The sequence below is a fragment of the Coprococcus sp. OM04-5BH genome, assembly GCF_003482105.1.
Taxonomy (GTDB): Bacteria; Bacillota; Clostridia; order Lachnospirales; family Lachnospiraceae; genus Coprococcus.
This window is the reverse complement of record NZ_QULM01000001.1, coordinates 40855-64003: the sequence shown is the minus strand read 5'-3', so window position 1 is coordinate 64003 and position 23149 is coordinate 40855. Positions and strand designations below refer to the sequence as shown.

Below are 23149 nucleotides of genomic sequence, written 5' to 3'. Positions count from 1 at the left end.
TAAGAGGAAGAAAGAGAGGTATTAACAATGAAGAAAACATTAAGAAAGTTATTTGCAGCAGCACTTGTAGGAGCGTTATCAGTGAGCATGCTTGCAGGCTGCGGTTCATCAAATGGTGACAGCAAGAAGGATTCAGCAGAGAACAAGACTATCAAGGTAGCAGCTTCTGCAACACCACACGCAGAAATTCTTGAGTACGCTAAGACCGCTCTCAAGGAGAAGGGATATGATCTTGAGGTTACAATATTTGATGACTATGTAAAGCCAAATGAGGTTGTTGAAAGCGGAGAGTTTGACGCAAACTACTTTCAGCATGAGCCATACCTTAACAGCTTTAATGAGGAAAAGGGAACACACCTTGTGATTGCAGGCAAGATCCATTATGAGCCATTCGGTATATATCCGGGCACAAAGAAGAGCCTTGATGATATAGCAGATGGTGATACGATCGCAGTTCCGAATGATACAACAAACGAGGCAAGAGCACTCCTTCTGTTACAGGACAACGGCATCATTAAGCTTAAGGATGGTGCAGGTATCAACGCTACTGTAAATGATATTGAAGAGAACCCACACAACATAGAGATCGTTGAGCTTGAAGCAGCGCAGGTTGCAAGAGTAGTTGATGAGACATCATTCGTAGTATTAAATGGTAACTACGCATTACAGGCAGGATTCTCAGTAAGCAAGGACGCACTTGCATACGAGACAAGTGATTCTGAGGCAGCAAAGACATATGTAAATGTTATCGCAGTTAAGGAAGGCAATGAGAACAACGAGGCAATAAAGGCTCTTGTAGATGTTCTTAAGTCAGATGACGTGAAGAAGTACATCAACGACACCTATGACGGAGCAGTTCTTCCTTACGAGGAGTAAGACAGAATATACAATCGGAAATGACTGCCAGTGATTTCAGTGATGCGTGTACATTATAGCATAGCAAGGTTAAGAAGATCGCAGAGGAAGTCTGGGGATAAAAGATCATTTGCAGACTTGACAAAAGAGTTAGATTAAACTAACATAACACATGTTATGATAGATGAAGAGAAAAAGACAGTAGAAAAAATAAAGAAAGCCGCTCTGGAAGAGTTTTACGAGAAGGGGTATGGAAAGGCAAGTCTCAGGACCATCTGCAGAAATGCCGGAGTTACCACCGGAGCCCTGTATTTTCATTACGAGAACAAGGAAGCACTTCTAAAGGCAATCCTTGAACCACTGATCGCCCGGTATGAAAGCCTCATGGCGGAGTACATGGGCATGGAGCTTGAAGCTCCTGAGAAGGGAGCCGACATTGATGTGCTTATGATGAGCTTCATCCTGGAACACAGGAAGGAAGCCATAATAATAATGGAAAAGGCACAGGGAAGCTGCTACGAGGGCTGGCACAAAAGGATTGAGGCAATGATGGGGCAGGCAGTGATGACCTTCTACAGAAGCCGGGTGATTGAGGAGCCGGATAAGGAGCTCATCAGGATACTGGCGAGAACAAGACTTGATGGCTGTCTGGAGATCCTGAAAGGAAATTATGACATGGAATATAGTTTGTATCTGACGAAGAAGCTTGGGGTGTATGCCACAGGCGGAACAGAAAAGTTAATAAAAGAGCTTAATGAGTTCCACGGTTAAAAGCTGTGGGACTCTTTTTTTGCAACATAACAAAACATATCAGATGTTATCCTCTGCAGATAAAAAGTTTTTAATATCTGCCAGATAAAGCAGTTATATCTGCATGACAAAGTTTTTTATATTCAGTGGAGGATATACAAAGATATGTGTAGTCGATGTTAGAAAAAATTATAAAATCATAAAGGTAAGAGAGGTTTGATGAAAATGGACAAGAAGACAAAGGCAAGTGTACAGGGAGTTCCGGAGACTATGCTCCAGACATTATATGCAAGGGCAAAGGAGTCACAGAAAAAGGATCATCATATCTATGATGAGAAAGCAGTAGATATAGTGGCAAGCCTTGACTATGATTTTTCCAAGGCAGATACAGACACTGCAATGAGCAACGGAGTTGTTGCAAGGACCATAATCCTTGATAAGCTGGTAGGCGAGTTCTTAAATAAGAACAAGAACGCTATAGTGGTTAATATTGCCTGCGGCCTTGACACCAGATGTTATCGCATGAAGGGAAAATATAGCAGATGGTATAACATAGATCTGCCTGAGACCATGCATGTAAGAGGAATGTTCATGGAGGAAAACGGACCAGTATATCAGATCGCCAAGTCCGCAATGGACAGCTCTTATGTGGAGGATATAGAGTATAATGGTGAGCCTGTGTTAGTTATAATAGAAGGGCTTACAATGTACCTTAACGAGGATGACGTGAAGCAGATGTTTGATATCATACATGAGAATTTCGCTACTGCTCATGTTCTTGTGGAAACCATGTCACCATTCATGGCGAAGCATATCAAGGAGAAATCCATAGAGGGCAGCAGTGCCAAGTTCACCTGGGGGGTAAAAAACGGAAAGGCTCTTCAGGATGTGATCGCAGGCTTTAGAAATATAGAAGATGTGAGCCTTGTTGAGGGCATGAAGGTTATGATACCTATATATAAAATTATTGGAAATATCCCTGCTGTGAAGAATATTTCCAATAAGATATGTGTTATGGACAAATGATAAAATTATATCTGATCAATCTGTGTTACGAGCATTAGTCTCATAAGCAGAGCTTACTGGTCTTTATCCTGTTCTTCTTCCTGTATGAACATCATAAGGAAGCTGACGGACAGGAGGAGGCATGAGATCCATATGGTGTGCATACCCAGAACCGGTATACAGATACTTCCAAATCCTGCACCTAAGGCGAACAGGAGTATTATTCCAAAGTAATGGAATGACTTGTACAGTGTCTGTATGTTGTGGGTCTGGTGGTATGAGCACAGTGCCTCCATGCCGCTTCGGATATTTCCGATACACATGGTACTGGCAAATGCATAATTGTTTACTTTTCTAAAGGACTGAACCTGCATGGCGCATGAAAATGAAACCATGGCGTTAGCGATAAGGTTCAGCTTCTCAGGCATGAAGCCCACAGAGAAGAGCAGGACAATCTCAAGTATAACTACAATCTGTCTCCAGTGAAGCTTGTCAAAGTCCTGTAATTTCTGTCTTATAAATGTGGCAGCAGCAACTCCCAGTGAAAAGAACAGCACAGGGACAAAATAGTGGATAACTTTTCCGAAATCTCCGCTGAACAGATCCTGGCTCATAAGAACGATATTTCCGGTCTGGGCATTTGCGAATACATGCCCTCTCGAAACATATGTATACACATCCTGCAGACCGCCGGATACCGAAAGTATGGCAGCAGTCAGCAGGGATTCTGACATTTGTCTGGTTGGGTGATAATGAAAACGTGAAAAACTCATATTTCCTCCAATAATTAAACATCTTTTGATCTACTGATAGACATTATACACGATTTTTCCCGGGAAGCCAGCCATATCATGTACAATATCTGAAGGTTTTGTCTGTTGCTATCCTTGCAAATATAAGTCCCAGGGGCAATGCAAGTATTATCAGCAGTGCCGACGCAAGCCATGAGGCTGCTGAGGTAAGGTTCATTATTCCAAGATTATAGAAGCCCTTGTACAGGTATAAGCCGGGCACCATTATTACAATGGACGGCACGGTTATGGATATCCTCGGATAACCTGCCACGCCCTTAAGGGTAGAGGCTGATATTCCTGCAACAAATGCACCGATAAATGCGGCGGCAGCCGGTGGCAGGGCAGATATATCAATAAGCTCCAGACGGAGGGTATTGGATACGGCACCAATGATACCTGCGGCTGTTGCAAGCTTTACGGGACTGTTAAACATGATGGAAAATCCGAACACGCCACAGAAGCTTGCCAGTAAACGCAACAGTATCCACTGCCACAGGGCAAGGTCAAGGGGGAGAAAAGGAATAGGCTTTAATCCCAGTAACATGGCAAGTATCCAAGCAGTCATGGTAGCAACGGTAACTATTATAAATGAATAGGCAAGACGCTCTGTTCCCGAACGCATATCCAGCTTGGCAAGGTCAATGCCGCTGGTGATGAAAGGAAATCCAGGGATCACAAACAGCATTGAACAGATGTATCCGGCCTCGTGCTGGAAATTCACCGAGAAGGCCAGCTCCAACAGCTTTAACAGTGCCGTGTATGTAAGGCAGGCAGCTGAAACCGATGCGATTATACAGAGAAACAGTGTAAAATGGTGCTTGGATAATTTGCACCGTATGTAATTACCTATTCCTGCTCCTGCAAATGCACAAAACATCTCCACAATGCCTCCTCCCAAAAGGAAAGTGAATGCACCACACGCCAGGGCGGCGGCAACGGCAAGGGTAACAGGAGTATAAAGTCCGTGTATCTTTTCTATATCATCCAGGGCAGAGTGTATGGCTTCACAGCTCTGGCTGATCTCCTTTGTGGAGAATTTGCCCACAAATTTCTCGAGACGGTTAAGCTGTGAGGTATTTACACCGGTATTGGTAAGGCAAAGGGACTGGCTGAAGCTGTCGTTGCCGTCAAAACAGGTGTAGTTAATGGACATAAGACCGATATCTACAGTACACGTCATACCCATAAGCTCTGACAGGGTATTCATGGAGCTTCGGACTCGCCAGGCTCCTGTACCGCAGGACAACATCATTATGCCAACCCTGCCTACGACAGAGGACTTTGCCGAAAGACTTGCCCGGCTTATAGGGGTGGTGTCGGATCTGTCAGCATATTCATGCCACAGGACATCCATATGATTTTTTTTAATATCCGTTTTATTGTTATTTGCAGCTTTCATATTAAACACCTCAAAGCTATTAAAGATCAAAGCTGTCTGCACCGGCTTTTTTCAGCATATTTTCACGACATGCCAGTACCAGACCGTCGATCACACCGATATGTTCACGCATTTTGGACTCAAACTGGTGTATAGGAAGCAGCACGCCCAATTCATCAAAGGATTTGTCATTGCCTGTTCCAGTTTCCTGTCCGTAGTAGACAATGGCTGAAAATGCTTCCTTCTGTATCTCATGGAAGGTAGACCATATAACATCATATGCCTGAGCCTCCGTAAGATTGAGCTTCTTGGTGTCGGGAAGGGCGTAGAGCACAAGTATACCCCGTTCCCTGTCCTCCTTTTTCTCACAGATGTCCATGCCGGTGGTGTAATAACGCACAAGGGTGTAGCCGTCGGCAAGATAGAGATTTGACCGGGGAACAGATGTATGTGAGTCATATATTTCCCGGAATTTCTTAAATTCATGCTTGGTGGCAAGGCTCTTTTTGTCCTCCAAAAGATTGCCCTCCGGGTCGGTGAGCAGGACCGGATTTATTCCTGATTTGCCATGGAAACGCCTTGGGATAAGGTACGCCTCCTTTAACAGATCAAACATGCTGCGGCCGCATATCTCAAGGAGCAGGGCACTTACATCACCGTTTTTATAGGCATTTAAAATGACCTCAGCGAAATGACGCGGGTCGGGATCGATATATCGTTCATCATCACACAGATGATTATAGAAGGTTTCTACAAGTCGTTCACAGCTTCTGTCAGATGAAAGTATTCTTGAAAATATATTTTCAACCTCTTCTTCTCTTGGTAATACCAAAGACATAAAATCATCTCCTTAAAAATCAGACCATTAAAAGTTACCTTTAAGTTGTATTCTCACAACATAATGATTATAATTTTATATTGAAGATAAGTAAAAGATATCATTGATATGATTATTATAGTTTTTTGATATAACAGAGGATATAATGAACGTCAATTTTGAATACTACAGAATATTTTACTATGTGGCGAGATATGGTAACTTCACCAAGGCAGCCCGTGCCCTTAACAACAGCCAGCCTAATATCACTAGAGCCATAAACTGTCTTGAGCATGAGATCAACTGTACCCTGTTTGTGCGGACAAACCGTGGAGTGTATCTGACTCCTGAGGGTGAGCGTTTGTATGTGAGAGTTTCCGCCGCTGTGAAGCAGTTGCAGCTTGCGGAGGAAGAGCTTTCCGACAGTCTTGGGCTTGAACATGGAAATGTATCCATCGGGGCAAGCGAGACGGCATTGAACATATTCCTTCTTGACAAGCTTAAGAAATTTCATATGGATTATCCTGGAGTAAGGCTTAAGATATCAAGTCATTCAACTCCCGACGCCATCAGATCTGTGAGAAGCGGTGAGGTGGATTTTGCTCTGGCAACGACCCCGGTGAAGCTTGAGGAGCCTTTAAAGGAAGTGCGGCTTAAGCCTTTTAGGGACATACTGGTAGGGGGAAGGACCTTTGACGGACTTGCAAATGGCAGGAAGAGCCTTGAGGATCTGGAGAAATATCCGTTTATAAGTCTTGGAGAGCAGACCACCACGTATAAGTTCTATCATCAGCTATTTTCAGCTCAGGGTGTTACCATGAGACCGGATATGGAGGTTGCCACCACAGGGCAGATCCTTTCACTGGTGAAGAGCGAGCTGGGACTGGCATTTGTCCCCGGGGAGATGGCAGAGGCGGCACTAAGGCAGCAGGAGATAGTTCAGATACACCTTGCAGATGAGATACCGGAGCGGTATGTGTGCATGATATATGACGCAAGAAGACCTATGAGCGTGGCAGCCCAGAAGCTTAAGAAGATACTTCAGGAGACTGTAAATTATATATAACCCACAGAAAGGGCAGGCACCATATTCGTTATGCTGGCACAGGGACTTAACCCATTTATCCAGACCCAGGGATATTCCTTTATAGCCATGGGTTCGGTGCTTCTTGGAGCAGTGATAAATATAGTTCTTGACCCAATATTCATATTCACCCTTAATATGGGAGTAAGCGGTTCAAGCCTTGCAACAGTTATCTCACAGTTCTGTTCCTGTGTATGTATAATATTGTTCTTCTTCACGGAAAAGAGTCTGTTCCACTTCCGGGTGGAGGACATGAGATTGAAGATCGAAAGAATAATTGACATAGTGTCCCTTGGATTTACACCCTTTGTAATGACCATCACCGAATGTGCCATACAGATAGTGTTCAACATCAACCTTAATCGTGCCACAGGGGGAAATAAAGATTACACGGCGGCTCTCACGGTTATGCTCAGTGCCCTGCAGCTTATCTCACTGCCCTTAAACGGACTGGGAAACGGTATGCAGCCATTTGTCAGTTATAATTATGGAAGGGGAAATGCCGAGAGACTTACAAAGGGTATAAGATATGTGACTATAATCGCGTTCATATTCGCATTGTCTGTGTGGTCCTTATCATTGGCAGTGCCGGAGATGTATGCCCATCTGTTCTCCGCCAGTGAAAGCGTGACCGCTATTGTGAAGCATTACTGCCCTATGTTCCTTATGGGGTCTATTATGTTCTTCGTGCAGATGACTCTGCAGAATATAAATGTTGCCCTGGGGCAGGCAAGATCAGCTCTGATACTGGCTGTTACAAGAAAGGTTATAATCCTCATCCCTCTGTGCTTCGCCCTCACCCATTTCCTGGGCTTTAAGGGCGTGTATCTCTCAGAGGGCATTGCGGATCTTGTGGCGGGAGTCATTACCACCATAGTGATATTTACATCATTTCCGAGGATCTTCAAGCGGCGTGCGGAGGAAGTACAGGCAAAGGCATAATACAATGACCTCGACCACCGGCATTACGAACCACAGGCTGTTCGCCCCTGCAAATAACGGAAATATCAGGATACACACACTGCTTAATATGATATTCCTGAGCAGTGATATGCAAAGGCTCTTTCCTGAGCTTAATATTGCCTGGAGATAGTAGGAGGTAAGCAGGTTAATGCCAAATGGCAGGAACGTGAAGAAATATCCTCTTACGCCATATCCGGCAATGGCTGAAAGGGTTGGATCCATCTTTATGAATATCCTACATACAGTAACCGGGAAGAGTATACCGCTTAAGGAGAATACAGCTCCCATTATGATCACCGTGATATAAGCCATCCTTTTGATGGCTTTTATTCGTTCTGTATTTCCTGCCCCGTAGTTAGTGGAGATTATAGGCTGCACCGACTGCCCTACACCAGTGAACAGAGAGTTGAACAGTATTACACAGTTGGAAATGACACTGTATATGGACAGGGCATTTTCTCCACAGTACTTAAGTAGCTGTATGTTAAAGAGCATGACTATAAATCCATTTGCAAATTCATTAAAGAAGCTTGGGATACCGCTTATCATAATATTCTTAATGCCGGTAAGCCACTTTTCCGGTCTGGCAGGCTTAAGGCCGTTCTTCTTTGAGAGGAAATGAGTTCCGCCCACAATAACCTGTATGGCCATACCGATAACCGAAGCGAGAGCTGCACCACCTATACCCATCTGAAGAGGGAATACCATGACTATATCCAGAACGATATTAACAACTCCACCGGCAAGAACCCCTGCCATGGCACGATTCGGATCGCCGTCTGCCCTGATGAAGATGGCTATGAAGTTGGAGAATACAGCCACCGGAAGGAATATATTGATGTAGTGCATGTAGGACATGGCATATGGGAACAGGGTTTCATTTGCACCCATTAAATGTAACAGTCCTGACATACCGGTTCCGTACAGAAGCCACAATATCAATGTAATGCAGGAGATGAGTATCAGGGACAGGGTGAAGCTCTGATTTGCCCTAACGTTGTTGCCACTTCCCCTGTGGACACTCATCTGCACCGATCCGCCCACGCCAAACAGGATACCTGTTGACATGAGGATACACAGCAGCGGCGTTGTTATGCTGAGTGCCGCCAGTGCGTCAGATCCTACGCCTTTTCCTATGACTATGGCGTCCGTCAGTGTATATATAGACATGACCATAGCGCTTCCCAATGATGGAATAAGAAAACGGAAATATAGTTTTTTCAGGTTGTCTTTTAGTAAATCCATAAGTATGTCTCCTTTAAAATAAAAAAGAGCCGGATAAGAAACATCTTATCTGGCTCATGAATATTCACGTCCATCCGGGAATCCTGAGATCCCTCAGAACACCTTGCAAGGTATACAAATATTGGTATACCGTCCGACTTTCGACATTATACCAATACTGTCTGAAATGTCAATAGGAGGATAGGAAAAACCGTCTGTGGAACATAAATCTACGGGTGGTTTTGTGTATAATGCCTAAAGAAACTTATAGTTTATGCTGAAAAAGTATCAAAAAAACCGAAAAGCAACGAAAAAGAAATTAACATATATTAGTTAAATGTTATAATGAATACATAAATGAAATGGGTTTCACACCAAATGAAGTTGCACGATCCTTATTCAGGAAATCAGCACTTTCAATGTTGGCGTCAATGAACGTAACACTTATAACAATCGACAACGCTGAATAAAAAGGGTATAGTGAAATAGGGCATAGGCCGGGAGACCGGCTTATGGACCCGAAGGAGGTAAGCAAAGGTATGAAGGTTTTAAATATAGGTTCTATGAATTTAGACTATGTATACAATGTAGATCATATCATAAAACCCGGTGAGACCCAGGCAACCACAGGAATGAACATATTCCTCGGAGGAAAGGGCATGAACCAGTCAATAGCTCTTGCCAAGGCAGGTGCAGAAGTTTATCACGGTGGTATGATCGGCAAGGACGGACAGCCATTTATTGAGGCTTGTAAGGAGTATGGCGTAAACTACGACCATATAAAGAAGGTAGAAGGTAAGACAGGACACACCATAATACAGATCGACAAGAACGCCCAGAACTGCATACTTTTATTTGCAGGGGCAAATGACAAGCTTACGGAGGCGTATGTTGACGAGGTGCTTGAAAATTTTGAAGCCGGAGATATCCTGCTTCTCCAGAATGAGGTGAATATGATTCCTTACATTGTGGACAAGGCTTATGAGAAGGGTATGCAGATAGCATTAAATCCATCACCTTTTAACGAGAAGCTTGACGCAGTGGACATGAGCAAGATCAGCTATTTCCTGATGAATGAGGTTGAAGGCGAGCAGATAACAGGCTACACAGATCCGGGGCAAATAATAGATAAGGTGGTTGAGATTTATCCGGAAGCTAAGATCGTGCTTACCCTGGGCGGTGACGGTGCTATATATGCAGACAAGGATGAGAGATATCATCAGCCGATCTTCAAGGTTAAGGCAGTAGATACAACCGCAGCGGGAGATACATTTACAGGTTATTTCCTTGCAGGTATCATAGACGGAATGAAAATTCCAGACATCTTAAGGATGAGTGCCAAGGCTTCGTCCATTGCAGTAACAAGAGAGGGTGCAGTTCCATCTATTCCATACAGAAAAGAAGTTGAGGAAGCCCTCGCATAAAAGACAAATGATCAAAGACAATAAGATAGGGACAAGAGATCATAGATAACCGATCAAAGGTAAATGAATAGAAGCAAATAATAATTATGGTCAGATATGAGCCTTATACAAGGCCATTCAAATATAGATACAAAAATACAAATACAGTAGAAAGGAAGGGAAGTACTATGAAGTTTTTTATTGATACAGCTAATGTAGAGGATATCAGAAAGGCAAATGACATGGGAGTTATATGTGGAGTGACCACAAATCCATCCCTTATTGCCAAGGAAGGAAGAGATTTCAACGAGGTTATCAAGGAGATAACAACTATCGTTGACGGACCTATAAGCGGCGAGGTTAAGGCTACAACTGTTGACGCAGAGGGCATGATCAGGGAAGGAAGAGAGATCGCAGCGATCCATCCTAACATGGTAGTTAAGATCCCTATGACAGTTGAAGGACTTAAGGCTGTCAAGGTACTTTCATCAGAGGGTATCAAGACAAATGTAACTCTTATCTTCACAGCTAACCAGGCTCTTCTTGCAGCAAGAGCAGGTGCAACATATGTTTCACCATTCCTTGGAAGACTTGACGATATCAGCACAACAGGTGTGAACCTTATCCGGGATATCGTAACAATATTTAAAAATTATGCACTTGATACAGAGATCATCTGTGCGTCAGTTCGTAACCCTATTCATGTTACAGATTGTGCTCTTGCAGGTGCAGACATTGCAACAGTTCCATACTCAGTTATTGAACAGATGACAAAACATCCTTTAACTGATCAGGGTATTGAGAAGTTCCAGAGGGATTACAAGGCAGTATTCGGTGAGTGATCGGTGATTACTGAACAATCATAAAAATGGGGCGGAGAACAGAAAGCAGCAGATGGAATAGATGCGAAGCTCATCAACATTCATACCATTAAGCCAATAGATGAGGAGCTGGTCATCAAGGCAGCATCAGCTACAGGAAGAGTATTCACCGTTGAGGAACATTCCATTATCGGAGGCCTCGGCAGTGCAGTAGCAGAAGTCCTTGCAGAAAAATGCCCTACCAGGATGACAAAGATCGGCGTAAGAGATACCTTCGGCGAGTCAGGTCCTGCAAAGGAGCTTCTCAAGAAGTATAAGCTTGACGCTGACGGAATATATGAGCAGATAAAGGCAGCTCTTTAAACACGCAAATGCATTTTATATACTTAATCTAAAGAGTGATCACTTCGGTGGTCACTCTTTTTCTCTTTTATAGAAAATTTCTCAAACAGTAAATATAATTAAACCTGTTTATAATTGTTAAAAATACACTTTTAATATTTTCCAGTATAAGATCAGTTGACAAGGAAATAATAATGACATATAATAAAAGTACGAAAAAACATACGATTTTTTGCACGGAAATGAGGTGTTAAATATGTTAGTAGTAAAGAGCATGGATGTAAGAGAAAATTTTAAAGCGTTATGTGATAAGGTTTTCAGAGGGGAAACATTGATTGTTTCAAGACCAAAGAATGAAAACATAGTGATGATGTCGGAAGCTGAATACAATGAGATTATGAAAGCTAAGAGAAATGCCGAATATCTTGCTATGCTGGATAAATCTATGGCTGAAGCTGAAGCCGGTGGATTTATCACAAAGACGATAGATGAATTAGGAGAATACGAATAATGAATGTAGTATTTACTCCGACTGCATGGCAGCAGTACACGGACTGGCAGAAGGAAGATAAAAAGATTGTAAAGCGGATCAACGAGCTTATAAAGAGCATAGACCGTGATGGACTATTAGAGGGAATTGGTAAGCCTGAACCGTTAAAGCATAGGAAAGTATGTAGTAGACGGATAACGGACGAACACAGACTTACATATAACTTTGATAGTAACCAAAATCTCATAATATATTCTTGTAAATTTCACTATGAAGATTAGCACCATATTAGGTGCTTTTCTTTTGCACGTGGATGATTTTACAAATGTTGTTATAGGAATGGAACCAACCGGACATTAACAGTCAAACAAAATCAGATATAAAGAATACGATTATTGCTGTTTTGGATGAATATTTTCCTGAGTTTGAAAGCGTATTGAAATGCATTTTACGGGCAAGACAACAAATAGGGGGGAGCGTGTGGCTTGCACATGCTCTCCCTATTATGTTATGGCACAGGTGCTCAAAATAGACGGATTTTTTACAAAATTTTCTTCTTGACACAGTAAGTTTTTTGAAATAAACTTTAGACAATGCGTTGAAGAGAAAAGTACCTGTCACAGGCTTCTCCAGAGAGGGACACATATGCTGGAAGTGCCCCAGAAGCAAGGCAAGGGAAGACCATCTCCGAGCGGTCCCAATCAGACCCGGTGATACCGTTATAATCGTAAAGAAAGTGTTTCCATTTGGAAGAAAAAGGGTGGAACCGCGGATAGTTAAGTATATTCGTCCCTTATACATACTTTGTTGTATGTATAGGGGATTTTTTATTGTAAGGATGTCATTGATATCGTTACATAGCAGCAGCCTTGCCAAAGGTAACTTTTAATAGCTGCTGTTCCCGTATTTTTTTCAGTAGATAAAACATAAAAAAGGAGATAAAGAAATGGTAGATTTTAAAGCAGATGAGAGACTGAATACTCTTAATCATTCATGTGCCCATGTTATGGCACAGGCAGTAAAGCATTTATATCCAAATGCTAAGTTCTGGGTAGGCCCTGTAGTAAAGGAAGGCTTTTACTATGACATTGACCTCGGTGATGCGGTTATAAATGATGACGCTATTGCAGCCATCGAGAAGGAAATGAAGAAGGTCTGCAAGGAAGGCAAGAAGATATACAGAAGAGAGATCTCAAAGGCCGAGGCTCTTGAATTATTTGCTGATGATGAATATAAGCTTGACCTTATAAGCGGTCTTGAGGATGGAAATATAACAGTTTACGATCAGGGTGATTTCACAGATCTCTGTCGTGGACCACATGTAGACAATACAAAGCTCTGTAAGAATTTCAAGCTTGTTAAGTATTCAGGCGTTTATTGGAAGGGCGATGCAAATAACCATATAATGCAGAGAATATATGGTGTGTGCTTCCCAACAGCAGAGGAGCTTGAAGAGCACCTTAAGCTTCTTGAGGAGGCTAAGGAGCGTGACCACAGAAAGATCGGCAAGGAGATGAAGCTCTTCATGTCAGATGATCTTGTAGGACGTGGACTTCCTATGTTCCTTCCAAAGGGATATACAATCTGGCAGGAGCTTGAGAACTATATTAAGGCAAAGGAGAGAAAACTTGGCTACCTCCATGTAATGACACCTTGCGTAGGCACAGTTAATCTCTACAAGACATCAGGTCACTGGGATCACTACAAGGATAACATGTTCCCTGCAATGGATGTTGAGGGTGAGTCATTCGTACTTCGCCCTATGAACTGCCCACACCACATGATGATATATGCTAACAGAATGCATTCATATAAGGATCTTCCTATCCGTATAGGTGAGATCGCCCACGACTTCAGATTTGAGGCAAGTGGTACACTTAAGGGAATAGAGCGAGGCAGACATTTCTGCCAGAACGACGCCCACATATTCGTAACACCTGAGCAGATCGAGGATGAATTTGCAAAGGTTGTATCACTTATATTTGACACCTACAAGGACTTCAATATTACAGATTACCGTTGCGTACTGTCACTTAGAGATCCTGAGGACAAGGTTAAGTATCACCAGGATGATGAGATGTGGAACAAAGCAGAGGACGCTTTAAGAAAGGTTCTTAACGATATCGGAATCGAGTACACAGAGGAAATCGGTGAGGCCGCATTCTACGGACCTAAGCTTGATGTAAATGTTAAGCCGGCTATCGGAAATGAATATACACTTTCAACATGCCAGCTTGACTTCTGTCTCCCTGCCAAATTCAACCTTACTTACATTGATAAGGACGGAACAAAGAAGACACCTGTAGTTCTTCACAGAGCTATCCTTGGTTCATTAGACAGATTTATGGCATACATCCTTGAAGAGACAAAGGGAAATCTTCCTCTTTGGCTTTCACCTGTACAGGCTAAGATATTACCTGTCAAGAACGAGGACGAGGAGTTAAATGCATACGCACACGGTCTCTATGATTACCTTGATGACAATGGCATCAGAGTTGAGATCGACGAGCGTGCAGAGAAGCTTGGCTATCGTATAAGAGAGGCTCAGATGGAGAAGGTTCCTTACCTTGTTGTTCTTGGTAAGAACGAGGCGGCAGACGGAACAGTTTCATACAGACTTCACGGTGAGCAGAAGTCAACAACAGTTTCCAAGGAAGAGTTTGTTGAGATGTTAAAGAATGACATTGCTACCAAGAAGATCAATCCTGCCAGCTTAAAGTAGTATGGCGGACAACATACATTTGCAAATGTATGGTTTGGAAGCTTATAGGAGGAATAGATGAAGAAATCGGTTCTTAAGAAGATCACTGTATTTGTTGCAGTGATGACCATGGTTGTAACCTGTCTGTCAGGTTGTGGCGGTGGAAAGAAAAGAATGATGTTTGGAACCGGTGGAACAGCAGGAACTTACTATGCTTACGGCGGCGTACTTGCTCAATATATGAGGAATTACGCCGGTGTTCGCGTAACCGCTGTATCTACAGGTGGTTCCAAGGTTAATATACAGAGTGTGCAGGATGGAGATTACCAGCTTGGGTTTGCCCAATCTGACGTAATGACATATGCATGGAACGGAACAAGATCCTTTGAGGAAGATGGTGCCACTCATGATTTCAGGGTGCTTGGTTCTCTGTACAATGAGACAGTGCAGCTATTCACAATGGATCCCGATATCAAGACGGTAAGTGATCTTAAGGGTAAGGATGTATCTATCGGTGCCAGTGGCTCCGGTGTATATTTTAATGCTCTTGATGTTTTAGAGGGAGCGGGGCTTGGTATAAATGATATCAATCCACAGTACCAGTCATTTGAAGATTCAAAGGAAGCTCTTAAGGATGGAAGGATAGATGCGGCATTCATAGTTGCCGGAGCACCTACCTCTGCCATAACAGAGCTTGCAACTACAAACGGAGTATATCTGGTAAATATAAACGGCGAGGTCAGAGACAGGATAATGGAGGAGTGTTCATACTATGAACCTCTTACTATACCTGCGGGAACCTATCCGGGACAGGATGAGGATGTAGAGACTATCACCGTAAAAGCTGTGCTTATCGTGTCGGCAGATGCAGATGAGGATACAGTATACAGGCTTACAGCTGCTTTATTTGATCACGCAGACGAGATTACCCAGGAAAATGCCAAGGGCTCAGAGCTTTCTGTGGAGAATGCCACCAGCGTACAGACATTGCCATTCCATAAGGGGGCAGCAAGATACTATGCAGAGCATGGTATAACTGTGAATACTGATGAGAGTTCTGCCAAAACAGAGCCGGGAAATACTTTTAGTGAAGCTTCTGACAGCTCAGAGAATAATTAGGAGGTGAAGCTGTGGGCGGCAAGACAAGAAAAGAATTAGAAAAAGACCTTCAAAATCAGGAGCTCCAGTTTGATCTTGAAGAAGAAAGTAAATTAAATGACTACGATGCATTTGTGGATGAGAAGGACAATTCCATCCATGAGAATATCGACACAGTCATGAGAAAGTACGACAGAGAGTCCAACACCAGAGTATGGGTGGGCAAGCCTAAGACGGTTATATCTGTTATACTTGCAGCATTTTCTCTGTGGTGTATATATGTAACATTATTTGCAACCTTTCTTGAGGAGATAAGACTTACATCTTTTATGGGAATGATAATCCTTATGGGATTTCTTATCTACCCGGCGAAGAAGGGAACTCAGAAGGTAAATTATATGCCATGGTACGACATAGTTATGATGGTGGTTGGATCAGCGGCATTCTTTTACTTCACATTTAACGCAGAAACAATCGTAAATCAGGGTACAAGATTTGAGTGGTATCAGATCGCCATAGGTGTTGTGGGAATACTTGCTCTTATAGAGGTTACAAGACGTTGCGTTGGTATGCCTATCCTTATTGTGGCAGGCTTCTTCATACTTTACGCAATGATATACGGACTTACCAATCCGGACTTTTTCTTAAGGCTCAGATACTTTATCCGTAACCTGTTCTATACCAAGGAGGGTATATTCTCCACACCGGTAAACGTGTGCTCCAAGTATATAGTGGTGTTCATAATATTCGGTGCGTTCCTTGAGAGAACAGGAATATCAAACTTCTTCATAGAACTTGCCAACTGCGTTGCAGGAAGATTTGCAGGCGGACCTGCCAAGGTTGCCGTAATATCATCAGCTCTCTGCGGTATGGTTTCAGGCTCATCTGTTGGAAATACGGTTACAACAGGATCTGTTACTATCCCAATGATGAAGAAGACCGGCTACGATCCTGAATTTGCCGGAGCAGTTGAGGCCGCCTCATCAACCGGTGGACAGATAATGCCGCCTATCATGGGTGCAGCAGCATTCCTTATGGCAGACTTTGTGGGTGTGCCCTATTCAAGCATAATCGGAAGGGCGATACTTCCTGCCATACTTTATTTCACAGGAATTTTTATATCGGTACATCTTGAGGCCAAGAGACTTAACTTAAGTGGTATTCCAAAGGAGAAGCTGCCTAAGATGAGTCACCTTCTTAAGAAGATATATCTTCTTCTGCCGCTTGTTATGCTGGTCGTATGGGTATCAGGAAATTATATGACAATGCAGAAGGCTGCCAGCTATGCCATTGTATTGTCTATCGTGGTGAGTTTATTCGACAAGGAGAACAGGATCACACCACACAAGGTATTGGATGCACTGGTTGCAGGTGGTAAGAGTACCATTACTGTAGGTGCTGCCTGCGGTGTTGCCGGTATAATCGCCGGAACCATCACCATGACAGGTCTTGCGAATGATCTTATCAATGCCATTGTGGGAATTGCAGGTGACAAGCTTATAATTGCCCTTATTCTTACAATGCTTTGCTGCATAGTTCTTGGTATGGGTGTTCCTACAACCGCAAATTACTGTATCATGGCTGCTACAACAGCTCCTATCCTTATCAGAATGGGTGTTCCTACAATGGCAGCACATTTCTTCGTATTTTACTTTGGTATTGTGGCAGATATTACTCCACCGGTTGCCCTTGCAGCTTATGCAGGCTCTGCTATTGCCAAGAGTAAGCCTATGAAGACAGCATTCAATGCATCTAAGCTTGCTATTGCTGTATTTATAGTTCCTTATATGTTCTGCTACACACCGGCAATGCTGCTGATAGATACAACACCGCTTCGGGTTGTGCAGATTGCCATAACAGCTTTCATAGGTGTATTTGCTGTAGCATCAGCTCTTGAGGGCTACTGCTTCGCAAGAATGCACATGATTACCCGTATTGTTATTGCGGCAGGCGGACTTATGCTTATTCATCCTGCACTTCTCACTGATGTAATAGGAATTGCAGTAGTTGTGGCAATTCTTGTATTCAACAGGGTTGTGGAGAAGAAGAAGTACGCAGCAACGGCGGTATAAGGTAAAAGATTTGGTTGGACTTTTGCTCCGGCTGACGAAATAGATAAATAGAAATCCCCGACCTGGACATTTGATTTTGTCTTCGCTGGGGATTTTTATATAGTTTTCTTTTTTTGAGATTGCCACATTCACATAACATATATAGTCCGATTACGCTTATTTTTCTATTCGTTTTGATCGCTTATTAACCAGCAGTCGCCCAATGTAAACATATTGCATTTGTTCTGTTGCAATAACAATAAAAAACGCACCGATCCCATGGGAGTCTATGCGTCATTGTACATTTGCTATTTAGATGGGGTCAGTATATTACAGAGGTGAGGATTTTACAACTTTGACACAAAACTGTGATATAATAAACCTCAAATTGGAGTGCTATGCCATCAGATAAAGGGATGGTGCCATCGGATTTCAAATGGGCTGATGTTCTGAGATTGTAAGGAGAATTTTATGAAAAAGATATTGATAGTTGAGGATGATGAGGCTATTAATAATTTAATTGCAAATACCTTAAGGCAGGAAATGTATGACTGTTACTCTGCCTCCACCGGCAAGGAAGGAGCGGACATGTTCGAGCAGAGACAGTATGATCTGGTGCTTCTTGATCTTATGCTTCCGGAGATAAACGGATATGAGCTTCTGGAATTTATCAAGCCTACGGATACGCCGGTCATTATTATCTCTGCCATGGGGCAGGTGCAGGACAGAATAAAGGGACTTCGTATGGGAGCCGACGATTACCTGGCAAAGCCCTTCCAGATCGGTGAGCTTCTTGCCAGAGTGGAGAGTGTGTTGAGACGTGCCGGAAGACAGACTGACGAGTACACATATAAGGATATCGTAGTAAATACTTCATCAAGGACAGTTCTTCTTAAGGGCGTGCCGGTGGAACTGACCATGAAGGAATTTGATCTTCTGGTGGTGCTGCTGCAGCATAAGAATGTGGCTCTTTCCCGGTGTTATCTGTATGAGTCCGTATGGGAGGAGGAGTACACCGGCGAGACCAGAACCTTGGACAATCACATTCAGAGACTTAGGAGGAAACTGGATCTGAACGACAACATACAGACAGTATTCAGAATCGGATACAGGCTAAAATAAGACAAAACATTTTTGAATGTGGAATGTATTGAGATCAATATTGATTGTGTCAAGTTTTATATGAAAACTTGACATGCAGCGTCAGCCCTTTGCCAGAGATTGTGCCCATGCGTTGAAAACGCATATTTGAATGGCACAATCGACTTGCCGCCGAGTGTAAACGAGGGGGCGTTACCCATAATGGGAGGGGGCGTTACCCATAAAGGCAAATTTTAAATGGGCTGATGTTCAATTGAAGGATAAAAAAGATGAGATTTTTCACCAAATTGTTTCTGTGGATCGTGCTGATTTTGACGATTTCCCTTTCGGCAGCACAGTATTACACAGTATCAAGGACATTTGACAACAGCATAAAGAGGCAGATAGATGAGTCCCTAAAGAACCACCAGACTGTTAAGTATGCGGTGCAGTCCAACATTATCTCATCCGGCGAGGACGCCAGCCTCACTCCACGGGACATTGAAAATGTAGCCAGAAAGACCGGCAGCAGCCTTAATGTGGACATAGATATTAAGGAGGCTGAGCAGGCTGTTGACACCAGAGATATCCAGTATGTCATCGAAAAAAATGATAGTGGTAAAAGTATCGTGAGAGTGTGGAGTAACTTTACTACAGGGGATTACACCTGGGTCATGACCACCAGATATGATGTTAGCCAGGTGTTTGGCGAGGTGGACGATCTCCAGAAGACCAGTAGGAATATATTTGTCATTGTGCTGGTTTTTGGAGCGGTATTCAGTCTGGTGCTTGCCTTTGGCATAACACGACCTATAAAGAAGCTTAACGAGACCAGTATTAGATTTGCTGACGGAGATTACGATGCAAGGCTTGAACCCGGCACGAAGGATGAGATTGGTGAGCTTACAGCTAATTATAATGATATGGCAGACTCTATCAAGAATAAGATATATGAGCTCGAGCTTGCCGTAACCCAGAGAGAAGATTTCAATGCCAGCTTCGCCCATGAGCTTAAGACTCCAATGACCAGTATAATAGGCTATGCGGATATGCTGTATCAGAAGGATATGCCTACAGAACAGGTGCACGAGGCGGCAGGATATATACTTAACGAGGGCTTAAGACTTGAGGCTCTTTCCTTTAAGCTTATGGAGCTTATCACCCTGAACAAGAACGATTTTATACTTGAGGAGACTGATATTTCAGAACTTCTGGATGATGTATATAAGACAAGCTGTAAGAAAGCTGAAGACAGGGGGATTGGGCTTACGCTGGAGAATGCAGCATGTGGCGTCTATGTGAGAGTTGAAAATGACCTCTTTAAGACCCTTATGTTAAATCTCGTGGATAATGCAGTTAAGTCCGGGGGAGATAAAGTCACCATCCAGGCAGAGGAAGTTTCAGATAGTGATGAAAGCAGAGGAAAAGACAGAGCCTATGGAACTGACAGAGATCATGAAAATGACGAAGTTAATGAAGTCTCGGGAAAACTGAGGATCAGTGTGAGGGATAATGGAAGAGGAATACCTGAAAATGAGCTTGACAGGATAACCGAAGCCTTTTACATGGTAGACAAGTCCAGATCCAGAAAGGAACACGGAGCAGGTCTTGGCCTGGCATTGTGCGACAAGATCGCCAAGCTTCACGGAACCGAATTGACATTTGCCTCTACGATGGGACTTGGAACCGAAGTATCATTTGAATTAGAGTATACAAGCTATGAATGATTTGAAGAAAAATTTAAAGAAAAGTAAGATTGAAAAAAAATCAATAACAGAGAAGACCGGTAAAGAAAAAAAAGGCAAAGATAAAACTGGGCATGGCAGGAAAGATAACTCTGTAAATGTCTTAAAGCCAGACAGGTCAGATACAACAAGACACTGGGGACACTGGCTGCGGTTTGCCGGATGTATGCTTGTGACAGCAGCTATCGTGGCAGCAGGTATGATCATTCCGGACAGGCTGCTGTCGGTGAAAAGGGCAATGCTGTATAACAATCAGGAGGCGGTTGCAGCCGGTGACATTGAACCCTTTGGAGAAGCCTATAACAGCACCAAGAACAGGCTGCTGTCGGTGATTCGTTTTCAGAATGAGAGGGACAGTCATGACATTGATGTTGTGTGTGTGGACAGGAACTACAAAAGCAATGGAATAGATGGGACGGCACTTTATCAGAATGGCATAGAAAAGCTGTCCAGGTTCTTTGATAAGATAGACGGGGTGAGCTTCAATGAGGACAATATAGAATTTGTTACTGTGATCAAGGCTGACAATAGGGATATTTATGAGATGGAGATCGATATGTACGGAGGCAGTGATGAGCGTGGAGATGATGTCAGCATATATGATGGCATGTATGCTGCCTCCGACATGTACATTGCCTCTGATGTGGATTCCGGATTACCTATTACATGTACAATATTTTTTACCCAGTATATGGATCTTGCAGAACTGTGGAAAGCGGTGCTTTCCGCATACCGGGATACCATGGGGATAGACTGGACGGATGTTACGGATTACACGGCAGCAGGATATGATGACGGTTTTATAGGATATAAGGGGAATGACTCCGGAGGATATTATGGCAATGTAGGCGGAATGACCTCAGCCGGATATGACAGCAAAGAATTTTATTCATTTAAGGCAATAAGCACAGATGGTGTATTTATGTTAATGGGGCAGATAGAAGGCCCGGGGGATGGAAGCTATAGCTTCGCCTTCCGGTTGACGGAGAGGTATTAATATAAAAAGACATTGATACCCATAGATGCCGATATATGAAATATTGATATTTAAAGAAGGTATAATCTGAAGAATGTAACGGAATTTGCAACTTAGACACATCTGGAAAACAAGTAGTTTACTTCATACTGATATCATCTGTATAGGAAAATACAGAAAGGATGTCAGCACCTTGACCGAGGAAGCAGCAAGTGGCGGAGACGCATTTTTAATGGCTGATGTTCAAAGACGAGGAGTGAAGAAATATGGATTACCAACAGAGAAATACCAACACAGGCACATACATACAAAGAAACACAGAGATGGGGGTGCTTAGGGTTCCGGATATAAGAAGTGCAAATGACAGAAGAACTTCATATACAAGCAGAAGTGGGAATGAAAAAAGAGTTTCAAACGTAAAAAGGATTGCAAATGAAAAGAGAGCTTCGAACATGAACAGAAGAGTAAATGCAGATAAAAGTGTAAAAAGAAATCCCAATATGAATAGAGGCACAGACTCAGGCAGAAAAGCAAATGTGGACAGAAACAGGCAGGATAACAGATATGGCGGCGCAGGCAGACATACAGAGCAGGACAGGGCAGGAAGACCGGAAGTAAGCGGCAGGGCTGCATATTATATGAGAAGGCTTGGGATAAATTCCGGGGTGATTATTGCCATAGTAGTACTTACATGTATTATCATCGGCTGCAGCATAGGAATATTCTATAAGAATAAAGATAATGCCGCAGGGACAGATGGTACTTATGGAACATTTGCAGGTACACCGGCAGGAGCCGAGGCAACCAATGTTCCTACGGAAGCAGACTATGAGGCTGTGGATGAGACTGTTTATGAGACTCTGGAGGACTATGACCTCTGGAAGAACTATACAGCGGAGGATAAGGAGAAGGTCAGATATGTGCTTCTTAATAAGAGCAAATACAATGATGACCTTATAGAGAAGATAAAGACAAATGAGGAATTGGTTGACTATGTGTACAATTATCCCGAGGAGTACGGCAAGACTCATGCCATAGATGTATCCGGTGAGGTTAAGGAAGGACAGGTGCCGCTGTTTCTTCAGTGGGACAAGAGATGGGGTTACATACCTTATGGCTCAGGCCTTATAGGCTACACTGCCTGTGGACCTACATGTATATCAATGGTTTCCGTATACTATACCGGTAATACTGAAAACACTCCCGACGTGGTGGCCGCATATGCTGAGAATAGCGGGTACTATGTAGACGGAAAGGGAACCGCCTGGTCCTTTATGACCCAGGGCTGTGAGAACTTTGGTATAAAAGGCAGGGAAATCAGCCTCAATGAGGATGTGATGAAGTCTGAGCTTGAGCAGGGAAGACCAATCATCTGCATAATGGACAAGGGTATATTCACCACTTCAGGACATTTCATTGTCCTTACCGGTTACAAGGATGGTGGATTTGTGGTAAATGACCCTAACAGCCCGGAGAAGAGTGCCAGAACCTGGACCTATGATGAGATACATGACCAGATAAGCAATCTCTGGAGCTATGAGAAGTTAGATTAGAATTGGAGTGACCCAGTCA

The 23149-nt window shown here is 43.1% G+C and carries 20 protein-coding genes, 1 pseudogene and 1 other annotated feature; of the genes and pseudogenes, 17 read left to right on the top strand and 4 right to left on the bottom strand.

Annotated features, from left to right (window positions below):
- Positions 1–27 precede the first annotated feature (27 nt).
- The 3 genes from DXB54_RS00265 (at position 28) to DXB54_RS00255 (ending at position 2631) form a co-directional block, all read left to right on the top strand.
- Positions 28–876 carry a MetQ/NlpA family ABC transporter substrate-binding protein gene (locus DXB54_RS00265; RefSeq protein WP_021938089.1) on the top strand — a complete coding sequence of 283 codons (849 nt, stop codon included), beginning with the start codon at positions 28–30 and terminating at the stop codon, positions 874–876.
- Between the two features lie 156 nt (positions 877–1032).
- Positions 1033–1626 (top strand): TetR/AcrR family transcriptional regulator, encoded by a 594-nt coding sequence (locus DXB54_RS00260; protein ID WP_021938088.1) that lies wholly within the window; start codon positions 1033–1035, stop codon positions 1624–1626.
- 204 nt (positions 1627–1830) lie between these two features.
- Positions 1831–2631: a class I SAM-dependent methyltransferase gene (locus tag DXB54_RS00255; protein ID WP_330426322.1), complete on the top strand. Its 801-nt coding sequence runs from the start codon at positions 1831–1833 to the stop codon at positions 2629–2631.
- A gap of 53 nt (positions 2632–2684) precedes the next feature.
- Here DXB54_RS00255 and DXB54_RS00250 read toward each other — a convergent pair whose 3' ends face one another.
- From DXB54_RS00250 to DXB54_RS00240, 3 genes are all read right to left on the bottom strand, one after another.
- Positions 2685–3383, bottom strand: a complete 699-nt coding sequence (locus tag DXB54_RS00250; RefSeq protein ID WP_243104716.1) for a YoaK family protein — start codon at positions 3381–3383, stop codon at positions 2685–2687.
- A gap of 76 nt (positions 3384–3459) precedes the next feature.
- The gene (locus DXB54_RS00245) at positions 3460–4803 is read right to left on the bottom strand and encodes a threonine/serine ThrE exporter family protein (RefSeq protein ID WP_118693913.1); all 1344 of its coding nucleotides are present in this window, start codon (positions 4801–4803) and stop codon (positions 3460–3462) included.
- Positions 4804–4822: 19 nt separating this feature from the next.
- Positions 4823–5620: a DUF4866 domain-containing protein gene (locus DXB54_RS00240; RefSeq protein ID WP_118693912.1), complete on the bottom strand. Its 798-nt coding sequence runs from the start codon at positions 5618–5620 to the stop codon at positions 4823–4825.
- Between the two features lie 145 nt (positions 5621–5765).
- Between DXB54_RS00240 and DXB54_RS00235 the strand changes: the two genes are divergently transcribed.
- Positions 5766–6665, top strand: a complete 900-nt coding sequence (locus DXB54_RS00235) for a LysR family transcriptional regulator (RefSeq protein WP_118693911.1) — start codon at positions 5766–5768, stop codon at positions 6663–6665.
- Between the two features lie 30 nt (positions 6666–6695).
- A complete protein-coding gene (locus tag DXB54_RS00230; protein WP_118693910.1) occupies positions 6696–7625 on the top strand; it encodes an MATE family efflux transporter in 930 nt (309 codons plus the stop codon).
- Here DXB54_RS00230 and DXB54_RS00225 read toward each other — a convergent pair.
- A complete protein-coding gene (locus DXB54_RS00225; protein WP_118693909.1) occupies positions 7572–8891 on the bottom strand; it encodes an MATE family efflux transporter in 1320 nt (439 codons plus the stop codon). The genes DXB54_RS00230 and DXB54_RS00225 overlap by 54 nt on opposite strands.
- A gap of 518 nt (positions 8892–9409) precedes the next feature.
- Between DXB54_RS00225 and DXB54_RS00220 the strand changes: the two genes are divergently transcribed.
- The 12 genes and pseudogenes from DXB54_RS00220 (at position 9410) to DXB54_RS00165 (ending at position 23130) form a co-directional block, all read left to right on the top strand.
- A complete protein-coding gene (locus DXB54_RS00220; RefSeq protein WP_118694469.1) occupies positions 9410–10294 on the top strand; it encodes a ribokinase in 885 nt (294 codons plus the stop codon).
- Between the two features lie 167 nt (positions 10295–10461).
- Positions 10462–11115, top strand: coding sequence for a fructose-6-phosphate aldolase (fsa, locus tag DXB54_RS00215; protein WP_118694468.1), 654 nt, complete (start codon positions 10462–10464; stop codon positions 11113–11115).
- 36 nt (positions 11116–11151) lie between these two features.
- Positions 11152–11457, top strand: a pseudogene (locus DXB54_RS00210) (transketolase C-terminal domain-containing protein); the annotation flags it as partial.
- Positions 11458–11692: 235 nt separating this feature from the next.
- The gene (locus DXB54_RS00205) at positions 11693–11947 is read left to right on the top strand and encodes a type II toxin-antitoxin system Phd/YefM family antitoxin (protein WP_118693908.1); all 255 of its coding nucleotides are present in this window, start codon (positions 11693–11695) and stop codon (positions 11945–11947) included.
- On the top strand, positions 11947–12207 hold the full coding sequence (locus DXB54_RS00200; protein ID WP_118693907.1) for a Txe/YoeB family addiction module toxin: 261 nt from the start codon (positions 11947–11949) through the stop codon (positions 12205–12207). The genes DXB54_RS00205 and DXB54_RS00200 overlap by 1 nt, the downstream gene beginning before the upstream one ends.
- A gap of 308 nt (positions 12208–12515) precedes the next feature.
- Positions 12516–12723: a binding site (T-box leader), on the top strand.
- A 149-nt stretch (positions 12724–12872) separates the two neighbouring features.
- A complete protein-coding gene (thrS, locus tag DXB54_RS00195; protein ID WP_021938077.1) occupies positions 12873–14648 on the top strand; it encodes a threonine--tRNA ligase in 1776 nt (591 codons plus the stop codon).
- 57 nt (positions 14649–14705) lie between these two features.
- Positions 14706–15746 (top strand): TAXI family TRAP transporter solute-binding subunit, encoded by a 1041-nt coding sequence (locus DXB54_RS00190; RefSeq protein WP_118693906.1) that lies wholly within the window; start codon positions 14706–14708, stop codon positions 15744–15746.
- An 11-nt stretch (positions 15747–15757) separates the two neighbouring features.
- A complete protein-coding gene (locus DXB54_RS00185) occupies positions 15758–17797 on the top strand; it encodes a TRAP transporter permease (protein ID WP_021938075.1) in 2040 nt (679 codons plus the stop codon).
- A gap of 450 nt (positions 17798–18247) precedes the next feature.
- Positions 18248–18898 carry a response regulator transcription factor gene (locus DXB54_RS00180; protein WP_021938704.1) on the top strand — a complete coding sequence of 217 codons (651 nt, stop codon included), beginning with the start codon at positions 18248–18250 and terminating at the stop codon, positions 18896–18898.
- 248 nt (positions 18899–19146) lie between these two features.
- The gene (locus tag DXB54_RS00175) at positions 19147–20583 is read left to right on the top strand and encodes a sensor histidine kinase (protein ID WP_118693905.1); all 1437 of its coding nucleotides are present in this window, start codon (positions 19147–19149) and stop codon (positions 20581–20583) included.
- On the top strand, positions 20576–21598 hold the full coding sequence (locus DXB54_RS00170; protein WP_118693904.1) for a hypothetical protein: 1023 nt from the start codon (positions 20576–20578) through the stop codon (positions 21596–21598). The genes DXB54_RS00175 and DXB54_RS00170 overlap by 8 nt, the downstream gene beginning before the upstream one ends.
- 245 nt (positions 21599–21843) lie before the next feature.
- On the top strand, positions 21844–23130 hold the full coding sequence (locus DXB54_RS00165) for a C39 family peptidase (RefSeq protein ID WP_118693903.1): 1287 nt from the start codon (positions 21844–21846) through the stop codon (positions 23128–23130).
- Positions 23131–23149 lie beyond the last annotated feature (19 nt).